The sequence below is a fragment of the Enterococcus sp. DIV1375a genome (genome assembly GCF_051712205.1).
Classification (GTDB): Bacteria; Bacillota; Bacilli; order Lactobacillales; family Enterococcaceae; genus Enterococcus; species Enterococcus faecalis.
In genome coordinates this window covers 1,963,153-1,975,430 of the sequence record NZ_JBIOOM010000001.1, presented here as the reverse complement: position 1 = coordinate 1,975,430, position 12,278 = coordinate 1,963,153, and the positions used below count along the sequence as shown (strand labels likewise).

At 36.7% G+C, this 12,278-nt stretch carries 14 protein-coding genes and 1 pseudogene; all 15 read left to right on the top strand.

Annotation, left to right across the window (positions count from 1 at the left end; translation table 11 throughout):
- Positions 1-235: 235 nt before the first annotated feature.
- Positions 236-436, top strand: a pseudogene (locus IGJ63_RS09600) (topoisomerase C-terminal repeat-containing protein); the annotation flags it as partial.
- 3 nt (positions 437-439) lie between these two features.
- Complete coding sequence (locus IGJ63_RS09595; RefSeq protein ID WP_438746392.1) at positions 440-808, top strand: hypothetical protein; 369 nt, start codon at positions 440-442, stop codon at positions 806-808.
- Positions 809-1,084 (top strand): hypothetical protein, encoded by a 276-nt coding sequence (locus IGJ63_RS09590; RefSeq protein ID WP_438746390.1) that lies wholly within the window; start codon positions 809-811, stop codon positions 1,082-1,084.
- 332 nt (positions 1,085-1,416) lie between these two features.
- Positions 1,417-3,441, top strand: coding sequence for a MobQ family relaxase (gene mobQ / locus IGJ63_RS09585; RefSeq protein WP_438746388.1), 2,025 nt, complete (start codon positions 1,417-1,419; stop codon positions 3,439-3,441).
- 25 nt (positions 3,442-3,466) lie between these two features.
- The gene (locus IGJ63_RS09580) at positions 3,467-3,817 is read left to right on the top strand and encodes a CagC family type IV secretion system protein (RefSeq protein ID WP_263307080.1); all 351 of its coding nucleotides are present in this window, start codon (positions 3,467-3,469) and stop codon (positions 3,815-3,817) included.
- Positions 3,818-3,832: 15 nt separating this feature from the next.
- Positions 3,833-4,228 (top strand): glycosyltransferase, encoded by a 396-nt coding sequence (locus IGJ63_RS09575; RefSeq protein WP_086324558.1) that lies wholly within the window; start codon positions 3,833-3,835, stop codon positions 4,226-4,228.
- A gap of 4 nt (positions 4,229-4,232) precedes the next feature.
- Positions 4,233-4,865: a hypothetical protein gene (locus IGJ63_RS09570; RefSeq protein ID WP_438746384.1), complete on the top strand. Its 633-nt coding sequence runs from the start codon at positions 4,233-4,235 to the stop codon at positions 4,863-4,865.
- Between the two features lie 36 nt (positions 4,866-4,901).
- Positions 4,902-6,869: a VirB4 family type IV secretion system protein gene (locus tag IGJ63_RS09565; RefSeq protein ID WP_438746382.1), complete on the top strand. Its 1,968-nt coding sequence runs from the start codon at positions 4,902-4,904 to the stop codon at positions 6,867-6,869.
- 12 nt (positions 6,870-6,881) lie between these two features.
- On the top strand, positions 6,882-8,210 hold the full coding sequence (locus IGJ63_RS09560) for a conjugal transfer protein TraF (RefSeq protein WP_438746380.1): 1,329 nt from the start codon (positions 6,882-6,884) through the stop codon (positions 8,208-8,210).
- A gap of 25 nt (positions 8,211-8,235) precedes the next feature.
- On the top strand, positions 8,236-8,613 hold the full coding sequence (locus IGJ63_RS09555) for a hypothetical protein (protein WP_438746378.1): 378 nt from the start codon (positions 8,236-8,238) through the stop codon (positions 8,611-8,613).
- Positions 8,614-8,643: 30 nt separating this feature from the next.
- Positions 8,644-9,753 carry a lysozyme family protein gene (locus tag IGJ63_RS09550; protein WP_438746376.1) on the top strand — a complete coding sequence of 370 codons (1,110 nt, stop codon included), beginning with the start codon at positions 8,644-8,646 and terminating at the stop codon, positions 9,751-9,753.
- Between the two features lie 4 nt (positions 9,754-9,757).
- The gene (locus IGJ63_RS09545) at positions 9,758-10,306 is read left to right on the top strand and encodes a hypothetical protein (RefSeq protein WP_438746374.1); all 549 of its coding nucleotides are present in this window, start codon (positions 9,758-9,760) and stop codon (positions 10,304-10,306) included.
- The gene (locus IGJ63_RS09540) at positions 10,299-10,748 is read left to right on the top strand and encodes a hypothetical protein (protein WP_057086487.1); all 450 of its coding nucleotides are present in this window, start codon (positions 10,299-10,301) and stop codon (positions 10,746-10,748) included. The genes IGJ63_RS09545 and IGJ63_RS09540 overlap by 8 nt, the downstream gene beginning before the upstream one ends.
- Positions 10,732-11,259 carry a type IV secretory system conjugative DNA transfer family protein gene (locus tag IGJ63_RS09535; protein ID WP_438746372.1) on the top strand — a complete coding sequence of 176 codons (528 nt, stop codon included), beginning with the start codon at positions 10,732-10,734 and terminating at the stop codon, positions 11,257-11,259. Before IGJ63_RS09540 ends, IGJ63_RS09535 begins: the two co-directional genes overlap by 17 nt.
- A 31-nt stretch (positions 11,260-11,290) precedes the next feature.
- Complete coding sequence (locus IGJ63_RS09530) at positions 11,291-12,277, top strand: type IV secretory system conjugative DNA transfer family protein (protein WP_438746370.1); 987 nt, start codon at positions 11,291-11,293, stop codon at positions 12,275-12,277.
- The last annotated feature ends 1 nt before the right edge of the window (position 12,278 follow it).

Sequence of the window (12,278 nt, the reverse complement as noted above, 5' to 3'; positions counted from 1 at the left end):
GACGCATAAACCTACATTTTTATTTGGCCATTTTTCTACATTTTAACTTGGCCATTTACACTTTCGTGAAGTTTTACAATGGATTTTTTAAACTCTTCGTCAAATTTACGTGGTGATTTTCTGTTATTTACCATATTAAAAATTCCTTTCAAAATTTCTGTCTATTTATTTAATAGTATACCAAAAAATGTGTCCACTTTATTAGGATACATGCAATCCAACTTGTCGTTATACATTAACAAACAACTTCCGACACAAGAAGCTAACAAAGAAAAATGTTCAAGAGTTAGTCGCAGGAAAAGAAACAACGATCACAGGAATCAAAAACAAAGAAAAGAAAACCTATGACGCTATCGTTCGTCAGAACGAAAAAGGTTATCTTGAATTTGTTTCATTTGCACAAACAAAAAAGAAATCAATAAAGAAAGGAAAATAACGAATGAATCAAAAAGAAACGAATCATGAGAATATCTATCGAAGCAATCAAACAATTGATAATGAAAAAAATCAGTCACAAGTTCAAACCATAACAGAAGAACCAGTTAACGTGAAAGAGTCAGAAAAGAAAAAGAAACCCCCGCGTAAAAAAACTGTTCATGACTTGGATGCAGAAATTGAAGCATTAAAACGACGTCGAGAAAATTTGTACAAGAAACAAATTATGGATTTAGGGAAACAGGTATTAGCGATTTTGGAACGAAACGATATTTCATTTTTGGAAATCAGCGAAGAATCAGAATTGTTTTTCTCAGAATTAGAAGAGATCGTTGAACAAAACAAAGAAAATCTAAAAGCGATTGTCAGTTAGATGAAGAAACGATATGAAAAAATTCTAACTTTAGAAGAACAAATTCAAAAGCTAAAAATCCAACAACAATTACTCAAAAATCAGTCGACTGAATCCATGGAACGGAAGAAACGAACCCGTCGATTGATTCAAAAAGGGGCTTTATTAGAAAAATATTTTGATCTATCTCACTTAAGTGTAGAAGAAACAGAAGAAGTGTTAAAGATTTTTTCTTCTTATGTGCGAGGCAATCTTCCTCAACGCTTTCAAAAAAAAAAGGATCAGAAAAAAATATGAAATGGGGGAAAGGAAATAAGCAATGAACGATTTTTTTCAAAATTTTGACCCTATTTCAAATGAAAACGAAAATCGGGGCCCCCCTGAAAACCACTAGTGCGCACTTACACGCACCAAACGGGGTTTTGGTTCGTCGTGCTACCCCGATGAAGTCCATCGGGGTCGTCAGGCGTGTGGAAAAATTCGCTTTGCTCATGTTCAGTTTAATTCGAATAAGAGGATAAACAACTTCTTTTGATCAATAAAATTTCGTTAAATACTCCGAAATTTTTGTCTGTTTTATATGACAAAGGGAACGAAATAAATGAGAATTTAAAGAAAGGAGAAAAAAAGTGGCAATCTATCATTTTTCGTTACAAATTGCTAAAAGAAACAATGGAAAACGAAGTTTAATTGCGATGGCTGCTTATCGAAGTGGAGAACGATTGTATAGTGAGCTATATGAAAAAGAAAATTACTATGGTCATCGGTTAGTAAAACCAGACGCATTCATTTTAAAACCAGATTACGTCCCTCCAGAATTTGGGGATCGAGAGTATTTGTGGAATAAAATGGAGTTGGCTGAAACTTCTCCTAATGCTAGATTGTGTCGAGAAGTAAATATCGCATTGCCCGTTGAGCTTTCCAATGAGGATCAAAAAGAATTAGTAACGAATTATGTCCAAAAGATGTTTGTGTCGAAAGGAATGATCGCAGACGTTGCGATCCATCGTGACGATTCTAATAATCCCCATGCTCATATCATGTTAACGTTGCGTAAGGTAGATGAGAGAGGACAAATTTCAAATAAACAAAAACGGATTCCTGTTTTAGACGAACATGGCAAACAAGTTTACAACGAAAAAGGTCACCGAAAAACCGTATCAATCAAAACGACAGATTGGGATAAGAAAGAATTGTTATTAGAAGCAAGAAAAGAATGGGCAAACATGACAAACAACTTGTTGCGTAAACGTGGAATCGATGAACAAATCACAGAGAAGTCGCATAAAGAACTTGGCAAAAAAGAATTGCCAACGATCCATGAAGGGGTTCTTTCCAGAAAGTTGGAAGAACGAGGGATTGTTACGAATCAAGTTCAACATAATCAACTGGTTCGAGAACACAATCAATCTGTTCAAAAGTTGAACGACTTGGAAGAGAAGAAAGAACTTCTAATCGACCAGGAACAACAACCGACAAAACAATTTTACAAACAAACTTTTTCGCCGATGGAGAAAAAGGAACTCAAAGCGTTAGCCAAAGAGCTGCGCTTTTTTGTTTCCAGTGAAAACCTAGAGAAACGTTTGGATGAATTGAAACGTTGGGAGAACTCACTTCTATTTGGAAATAAAAAAGATATTCAAACACAACGTCTCCAGCTCTCTAAAATTTCTGATGAGCGAGACAAGATCCAACAAGCGGAAGAGATTTTAACAAAACAAGCGGTACGGTTTTGTCAAAAGCATTATCCAGAACTTCAGACAGAAGATTATTCGCCGAAAGTATTACAAGCAATCGTGACAGAAACCATTGATCAAAAAGAATTATTAACAAAAGAAATAATCGAACAACTTTCTGATACAGAATCCATGATTGAACAAGCAAAAGAGTATCAGCTGTTCAAAGATCAACCGTTTCAAACGACACGTTTCTTAGAAGAGAAAATCCAGACTCTTACTAATCAAATGAACGAGCCAACAATTTCTAATGAAGAAAGAGCAACACTAAAAATCAAAATCGAGCAATTCGAATCGATGAAAGACAACTTGAATCAATATGTGAACGCTGAATTAGAAGAATTAGGAATCAAGTTGGACTCGTCTACTATGCAAGGCGAAATGATTCTAGCGTATCTCAAGTATTACCAAGTAGAAGATTATTCGATTGAAGTTGTCGATGGACTACCGTTGTCTCCTTATTCTATTGAAGAGAGAAATCAAATGTTAGAAGTGTCAAGAGGAATCTTCTCAAACATTCCAGCATGTAAACACTTGAATGACTGTCATGGTGTGTACTTCATTCAAGATTGTATGCAAGACATTGATTCGTTATCGCCATTGGCGCAAGCGAACTTAAAACGAATAATTGAGAAGAACCGATACCTTGCACCAAAAGACAAGGAATATTTCATTCAAGATATCGAAGAATTGCGAACGGAGCGTATCAATCATTACCAGGAACAACGAGAGGATCGTCTCAATCGCTATCGAGATCAAACGATCCTTTACTGTTTAACGGCTCAGATCCAATCATTTCTTGGACGAAGGGTGCCACAAAAGAAACGAAACATGGCTCAATGGATTCGAGAAACAAAAAGTAAAGACAAACAACGACGAGAACTACAGGAACGTTATCAAAAACGTCCAAAAAGATAAAAGTAGAAATGGAGCGAAACATTCAATGAAGCAATTACAAAAAGCAATTCAGACAATCAAAGAAGGAAAATGGAAACTCGAAGCAGCTGTTTTTAGTTTGGGATGTACATTTGGTATACCAGAATTTGTTTATGCCGTTGATCCACAAACGAAACTTGTCGAAGCAGGAAATACGGTTAAAGCGATTTTAACCGCATTAGTTGCGGTCGTTGGGGCAATTGCCGCAACGAAAATCGTAGTGAAGTATTTACCATACCTAGATGATCCAATGGAAAAGAATAATATGTACAAAAGTTTAACCACGGTTCTTCTCGTAACGGCAATTGGTGGCGCATTGGTATGGATCGTTCCTTGGGCATACGGTTTGTTCAACTAAGAAAGGGATGGGATCGTGAATACAGAAGATGTAAGAAACGCTTTACTCGAACTTCTCCATGAAGATACAGAAAAGGGAAAAACATGGTTTTTCCCTTCAAATGTCAATGAACATTATCTTTTATTTCTTGGACTTACCGTGAAAGAAAGTATTCAAGCGATTAGTACAGGTATTGGTAGTTTACTTCTAATGGTTGTGCTTTTTAGAAGTGCGAATATTTGGGCATTGTTGCTTTATGTTTTTGCGGGAGGAATTGGATTTTTTAGTGTGTGGGGATACAAAGTGTTTAAGCCGATTTCTGATCGTCCAAACATTTCTATTTCAGACTATCGAAAAGAACAAAAAGTCTTCCAACAAAAACAAAAAGTTTATTATTGCCGACCAAATGAACAAGTAAAAGAGAAGGTGTGAATGAATGGTATTTGATTTTTTAAAAGGACCAGCGAGCGAAAAGACGGTACAAACAACGAAAAAGCAACTGCGCTATTTTGAAGATGATTCCAGAATACAAGGTGTTTACAAAGAGGTACTCGTGGTTTATCAAGTAGAAAAGAAACAATTTTGTTTGGTTCAGTTATTGAGAGTCGATGGGGTGAACATGGATATTTTGAGTGTCCATGAACAGGCAGGCTTGAATGAAGATTTTGGGACGTTTTTATCTCAAAATATTTTATACGAACCACAAATCACGTCCTTAAACAGTCCGATTACGATTCAACCATTTTTGGATCAATGGGAAAAATCAGTTGAAAATTATCGGAAGTCAAGCAATCCAAATGAAGCGTTATTACAATTGAAGGCTTCCTACTTGGTCGAATATCAGAAACTCCAGAAAACAATGGAAACCTCTAAAAAGCAACATTTTGTGACATTAAGCGAAAAAATCGTACAGCTTTCGCCAGAAGGAATTGAAATTGCTTATGAAGGATTAAAGGATAAAGTAAGAGGGGTGCGTTCTGGTCTACAAGGCTTTATGGGGAAATTCGATTGTCAGGTAACCATTTGTACGATTCAAGAGACTCGCACGATCTTTCGTAAGTATTTTTAGCGAACAGCAAAAAAGAATATAGGAAGGAAAAGAAACATGAGGGAACAGAATTTTTACATTCCAAGAGAACAATTACAAGATATTTTAGAAATTGATACAGAAATTGTCTCCGATTTTGCGCCATTTATTTTTGAGTTTAATCGAGAGAAAGTGATTTGTGACAATCTACACAGCCGGCCGTATGTAATTACCAAATACAACAACAAACCTAAAGGGAACTGGTTTAGCCGTTTACGAAAATTAAGCGGGGATATCACGCTTTCACACTATTATACGAAAGCAAACGGAAATTCTTTGAATGATTTCTACAATCAAACGATCAAGAATAAACAAGCACAAATCGAACGGACGTATGATCCAGCGACACTTTTACGATTAAAAAATGAATTACGAATCGCCACAACGCAATTAGAACAAGCGTTAGAAGAAAACACGACGTATTTGTATCTCTACACATATGCTTTGATTCAAGGAAAAACCGAAGAACGACTCAATGCTTTGTGTGATAAGTTTGAAACCTGTTGTTCGGCAATTGGTATCAAAGCAATCACACCTTACACACGTATTGATGAGGCATTTTGGAGCTGTTTGCCATTACAAACAAACGAAGTTCCAGAATACACGTATACGATTGCAAATTCCATCAGTGCAAGTAGTATCTTTCCATTCGATGACAATGAATTAAGTGTCTTTACGGAAAATATGATGATCGAAGGGGTCAATAAAGATACAGAAAATATTATTTCCATCGATTACACAAACAAGCGAGTCGTCGTTAATCGAAACAAATTCATTTTTGGTTCTTCCGGAGGAGGAAAAACGACCTATATTAATAGCGACTGGATGAAAAAGCTTGCTTTTGCGGATAATTCCAAGAAATTGCAACAACGAATCATTCTTTTTGATCCAGAAGATGAACAAGTGGAACGTGTAAAGCTATTTGGTGGTGAAGTGATTCCATTATCCTCCATGAGTGATACAAGAATCAATCCGTTTCAAATTTTCTCTAATCAACTGCCAGATAATGAACGGAGCGACTTTTCAACGGATGAAGCGTACGAAGCTTATATAGAGAATTACGAAGGCTATGCTTTTGGTCAACCCTTGTCTTTGGAAGAAGTGGATCGATTGGTCAACAAAAAATTAAATAGCTTAGTGCCCTATTTTACTTTGATCGATTCGAGATTAACCGACAGTCAGCTAAGCATTGTCAAAACGGAAGCCAAAAAACTATATCAAAAGATCTATGACATACGTAATTTAGAAAAATTAACGAATGAAGATTTCCCTATTTTTTCTGATTTATATGAACATTTACTCGCATTGGAACAAGAAGATCGTCGTCGGTTTGAAAAAATTGAGACGTTTGTAGACGCATTGGAAGATTTTGCGATCGGTACACGAACGATTTTTAATGGATACACCAACATTGATTTAAGAAATCCATTGATTTGTTTTTCATTGAGAGATTTACAAACAGAGATTGGTATACGAGACCTTGCGTATCTAAACGCCTTTCAGTATCTATTTGAAGATATCACAAACCATCCAGAAATCAGTACATGGGTGTATGCCGACGAGTTTCACTTTCTACTGAAAAACGAAGTGAGTGCCGACTTCTTTTTTCAAGCGTACAAACGATTCCGGAAATACAACGCCGCTTGTACTGCCTCGTCGCAACAAATCGCCGATGTCTTCCAAGCAGTCAACAATGTCGGAAAAGCGATCATTGGGAACAGTTTTACCAAAATCTTCTTTGGTTTGGAAGAGTCAGAAGCAGAAGAAATTATTCGTGAGTTACGCTTGCCTCTAACAAGAAAAGAAGTCGCTCATTTGACTGCCAGACGACAAGGAGAAGGCTTGATTTTCCACGGAACTAAGCGAGCCAAGCTTACAGTGAAACTAACGCCAGAAGAATTACGATTATTGAATCCAATACGCTATGTTGAGGAATATGACCAACCAGCCACACAAGCGATTAATTGGTTGGCAAGAATCCAATAAGGAGGAATAGACATGCGTTATCGATTGATTGACCAACTACAAGTTTATTATCAGAAAGAAACGGTCTTGATTCAAATCAATGAAAAAGTATTACCAAAACAAGAGCATATCTTTGATATTGAAGAATCTGTGGACGGCTTTTTAGAAATAGAAGAAATGACCTTTAAAGACAAGAAATTAGAGATTATCTATGCGTGTCCTAACGATTATAGCCCTTTATATCAATATAGGCAGTTTGCGGATTTCTACAAGCTAGAAATCGTTCAAACGATTTTGAACCAACGTCCGACAGAACCAACCTTTTATCACATGGCAAATATTCTAGTAAAAAATACGAAAGATATTTTGTTTATTTACAAAGCAGATCATTATGGGGAATTACCTTATTCTCGAATGAAAGAAATTGACCAAATTAAAACGTTTATTTGTAGTTTATTTGGTCAATACTCTTTAGAAAAATATCAGAAAGACATCGAACGAACGGTGAAGAAAGAAAATCACCCATTATTATTACAGGTGATTGAGTGCCATTCAGTTGAAGAAGTTGAACAATTGATTCGTGATTCTTTGACGACGGAACAGCGTGTTTACTTTGAAGAGATTCAACGTCAAGAATCAAGAGAAAAGACGATGAAACGAACCAACCGCGCGCTCAAATCATCATTGATCGTTGCAGGGATTTTACTCTATTCTTGTACCGTCTTATTCTTAGTCCAAAGCAAAGAAAAAGCCATTAAACAAGTTAAAGAAGAAAATAAGGTCGAAGTTCAATTTTTAAACAAAATCATTGAAGGCGACAGTGAAAATATCGAATCGGATATGAAGAAAATGAAGCTATCCAAAGAGAAACAAGTCGGTATTTATATACAGCTTGGAGAGTATGAAAAAGCTTATGAAATCGATAAAAAATCGGATAAGGAAATTATCCAAATGTTATATAAGCAAGGAAAAATCGATCAAATCAACGAACTTTCTCTTGCAGGAAGTACCTATTTAGAAGAGGTTCAAACGATTTTGAATACCAAAGAGCTATCGGATCTATTGCCATTATTGCAAGTAGACACAGATTCGTTCTTGGTTGAATTGATTGCGAAAAAAGCCATTGCGAAAAAAGATGCGACGATTTTAACGACGATACGTACACAACTACTCGATCATTCTTCTATTAAACTGCCTCAAAAATTGGTTTCTTCGATCTATGATACATTGATTCAACTGAATACAGACGAACTTGAAAAAATTTACAGTGATTCGAGTTTATCTGAGGAACAGAAGAAAACCAAAACAAATGAGCTGTTAAAAGAGAACAACGAACTATTGTCAGAAAAAGCAGGCGAATGACAAAAACGAAGGGAGAATGTAAAAAATGTTTGACTTACTAGGATGTTTGCTTGTCATAGTATGTATGCTTGCCATGAGTGTGTTTGTTTCTCAAATAGAAGCTCGAATAGAAGCGAGTATAAGTAAGTATATTACTCAGCTTTATTTAGAGTTGCAGGAGCAACACCAGCAACAGGCGGAAACAAATTCAAAGTATCTAACGCGACTGGAAGAAGAGCTCGAAAAGATAAAAGCAGCAATTGAGTCAGAAAATGAAAACTTGCGTGCGCAAAATCATGCGTTGGAACAAGAGAACAGGCGTTTAGAAAGTGAAAAAAAGCAAATGCAAGTAGCAATCGATCAGTTAACTCAAAAATGGATTCCGAAACCTTCTGCTGGTGATGGAAACAAGCCAAAAAGATAAAAACAAGTTATTTCTATAAGGAGGAATCGAATGAATCCTTACGTCGTTAAATTACTCATACAGTATCGAAAACCAATCATGCAAGTTGTGATTGGTTTTTTTATATTCATTATTGTGTCTTTTCTACTGATTTTCAATCGAGAGTCGATAGAAAATGAAGGAATAGCGACAGACACACAAAATTTGAGTGCCGAAGTTTTGAGGTATAAACCATTAGTAGAAAAATATGCCAAACAATATGGTGGTTCTGAATATGTTCCGTATATCTTGGCACTCATGCAAGTTGAATCTGGCGGTCGTGGTGGTGATCCTATGCAGTCCAGTGAAAGCTTAGGTTTACCACCGAACACGATTCAAGATCCTGTTCGCTCAATTGAACAAGGCGTTAAATTTTTCATTCAAAATGTAAAAGGGGCATTAGCGCAAGGCGTAGACTTGCATACAGCGTTACAAGCCTACAATTACGGTGGTGGCTTCATTGGCTTCGTTAAAGAGCGAGGAGGGAAATATACCTTCGAGCTAGCGAAGGAATTTTCAAAGAAAATGGCACTAGGTATTACTGTGCCATATATCAATGCCATTTCCACCTCAATGGGTTATAACTATCGCTATAACTACGGAAATATGTTCTATGTACCGAATTTACTACAATATGTCGTCGAAGACAGCGGAGAATCGAGTGTACAAAACAATGGCAATAACACCGGTTCAGTTGTATTAGAAGTACCTAGCGAATACAAGAGCAAGTTGCGTTATCCTAAATACGACGGACACAACTACAATACAAGTGGCAGTTATCCATTTGGACAATGTACCTGGTATGTGTACAATCGTATGGCTCAAATTGGTAAACGTGTCGATGATTTTATGGGCAACGGTGGCGAATGGGGAACAAAAGGGCGTGCATTAGGTTATAAAGTAACCAATACACCAAAAGTAGGAACAGCGATCTCTTTTCCTCCAGGGTCATTTGGTTCAAGCCCAGTCTATGGTCACGTCGCATTTGTGGAAGTCGTGAATCCAGACGGGACATTGTTAATCTCAGAATGTAATGTCGTCAATCCAGGAAGTGGGACGGTTTCCTATCGAGTGGTTCCTAAAAGTATTGCGGCAATTGCTAGTTATATAGAAGGGAAGTAAAAAAATGTATGATAAAACCAAAGTATGTTTATTTGTTCTCACACTGATTGTTAGTGTGGGATTTTTTTGTTCGACAGGTTATTTTCTGTATGAGAATAACCTGTTAAAACATAAATTAGCGGATCAAGAAAAGAAAGCAACAACAGCTACGACACAAAAAGGACACTTTGAATCAACGATTGTTTCTTTCTATCGAACGCTCTACACGTATCAAGACAATGCAAAAACAGTTGATTTGGAGAAATTAAATCAATGGACTGATTCAGCTGTATACGCAGAACTAAAAAAAGAAATCGATGTAGCACAGCAAGGAACACCGCAACAAAACATTATTCGTTCGTCAATGATTCAATCCAAAGGGATTGAAATTGTTCCATTTTTAAAATCAGCAGAAGATCAATTGAGCTACCTTGTTTCTGTGCCTATTCTTCAAAAAATCAATGGAGAAGAAACAGCATTTACACAAACAGAGATTCTTTCGTTCGATGTTCACACGCAAAAAATCGTTCAAAGACAAATCATTTTAAGTAAAGGAAGTGAAACCAATGGATGAGAAAAAAGAGCGTTCAGGGATCAAATGGCTTCTCTTTATCGTATTGTATCTTTTCTTCTTTACACCGATTTCGCTTATAGGATATCAATTGACACCCTATATTCTCGAGGACAAGTCAATTGATTTACTTGCCCATATCCAACAGACGTTGCAGCAACCAATCCAGAAAATCAAAGAAATTCCAGATAATAAGTATTGGTACGTTTTTGTCATTATGGAGATTATTGGGCTCCTTCTGCTTGTTTTCTATTTGAACCCTAAGAAAGAAGCAGGTTATCAAGTTGTCGGTCGAACCATGCCTGTTCATGGGAGTGCGTGTTGGGGAATGGATAAAGAATTAAGGTCTCCTAAAAATGTTCATTTCCGAAAGAGTAGCAAACGTCTCAAAAGAGATTTAGAAAAATCAATGAAATTAGGTGAAGAAAATGTTAGCACTCACTGAAAAAATTCCCTTTTTTACGAATTATTCTGATGGGTTACTCTTGGGAAAAATGCCGAGTGGAAAATATGTCATTCAGCACGAGAAAAGCAAAATCAGTAACCGAAATGTCTTTGTCGTTGGTGGTCCTGGTAGTTTCAAAACACAAAGTTACATTTTAACGAATGTCGTGAATAATCGAAAAAGTTCGATTGTCACGACAGATCCTAAAGGGGAAGTTTATGAATTAACGAGCGAGATCAAACGGAAACAAGGCTATAAAGTGATTGTGATGAATTTCAAAGATTTGGCTATCAGTTCTTGTTATAATCCATTGGCGTATATTCGTAAGCCAACGGATACTAATATGATTGCGAATGTCATTGTTTCAGCAAAAAATGATCCAAAGAAGAAAGATTTTTGGTTCAATGTGCAACAAAGCTTACTAAATTCGTTGATCCAGTATGTCTATTATGAATTTGAGCCTTCCGCACGTACGATAGAAAGTATTTTGGATTTCTTAGAAGCCTTATGATCCACGCTATAATCAAGAAGGTGTTTCGGAATTGGATCAGCAGTTTGAACAACTGCCAGAAGGACACCCAGCCCAACGGAGCTATCGACTTGGCTTTCAAAAAGCAGAAAGTGAAATTCGTTCAAATATTCTGATTAGTCTATTGACCACATTGACGGATTATTTAGACGCAGATGTTGCGAGAATGACAAGCAGAAATGACTTCTTGTTTGAGGAATTAGGGAAAGAAAAGATTGCGTTATATGTTTTGATTTCCCCATTAGATCGTACCTGGGACGGTTTGGTCAACCTATTCTTTCAACAAATGTTCAATGAGCTGTTTCGCTTTGGCGATCTCCATAATGCGAAACTACCCAATCCTTTGGTCATGTTATTAGATGAGTTTGTGAATTTAGGATATTTCCCGACGTATGAGAATTTTTTAGCCACTTGTCGAGGGTATGGTATTTCTGTCAGTACGATTTTACAATCGTTTCCTCAATTGGTAAAATTATATGGGAAAGAAACTGCCGAAGCGATTATCGGTAACCATGCGATACGGATTTGTCTAGGAGGGGTTGAAAAGGAAACAGCACGTTATTTTTCAGAACTATTAGGGAAAACGACCGTTAAAATTCATACCCAAGGAACCAGTCGGAATCTTCCTACTGCTTCTGCCCAACATCGAAGCAGTACACGGTCGGAAAATTTCAATTTTGCAGGAAGAGATTTAATGACTGAAGGCGAAATTATCAATCTGCAAAATTTAGACGGTGGACGTCGTAGTATTGTCGTGATTCAAGGAAAACCATTCTTGATGTTCAAAGTTCCTCAGTTTGAAGTATATGGCGATTTATTGTCCACATATCGTGTGGCGCAACAAGACTATCGCCCCATTCAAACACCAGGAGCGAAAGAATATCAAAAACAATTGGATCAACAATATATGGAAGCGCGAGAAGCGCTTATTCAACAAAGTCAACCAATCAAAACAACAACTGACGAATTAGAAAAAGAATTGAGGAAAGAAGGCGAATAAG

Bases quoted from the DNA above. Each gene is read 5' to 3' on its own strand.
- IGJ63_RS09595 (WP_438746392.1), top strand. From the start codon at position 440: ATGAATCAAAAAGAAACGAATCATGAGAATATCTATCGAAGCAATCAA.
- IGJ63_RS09590 (WP_438746390.1), top strand. From the start codon at position 809: ATGAAGAAACGATATGAAAAAATTCTAACTTTAGAAGAACAAATTCAA.
- IGJ63_RS09580 (WP_263307080.1), top strand. From the start codon at position 3,467: ATGAAGCAATTACAAAAAGCAATTCAGACAATCAAAGAAGGAAAATGG.
- IGJ63_RS09570 (WP_438746384.1), top strand. From the start codon at position 4,233: ATGGTATTTGATTTTTTAAAAGGACCAGCGAGCGAAAAGACGGTACAA.
- IGJ63_RS09565 (WP_438746382.1), top strand. From the start codon at position 4,902: ATGAGGGAACAGAATTTTTACATTCCAAGAGAACAATTACAAGATATT.
- IGJ63_RS09560 (WP_438746380.1), top strand. From the start codon at position 6,882: ATGCGTTATCGATTGATTGACCAACTACAAGTTTATTATCAGAAAGAA.
- IGJ63_RS09555 (WP_438746378.1), top strand. From the start codon at position 8,236: ATGTTTGACTTACTAGGATGTTTGCTTGTCATAGTATGTATGCTTGCC.
- IGJ63_RS09550 (WP_438746376.1), top strand. From the start codon at position 8,644: ATGAATCCTTACGTCGTTAAATTACTCATACAGTATCGAAAACCAATC.
- IGJ63_RS09545 (WP_438746374.1), top strand. From the start codon at position 9,758: ATGTATGATAAAACCAAAGTATGTTTATTTGTTCTCACACTGATTGTT.
- IGJ63_RS09540 (WP_057086487.1), top strand. From the start codon at position 10,299: ATGGATGAGAAAAAAGAGCGTTCAGGGATCAAATGGCTTCTCTTTATC.
- IGJ63_RS09535 (WP_438746372.1), top strand. From the start codon at position 10,732: ATGTTAGCACTCACTGAAAAAATTCCCTTTTTTACGAATTATTCTGAT.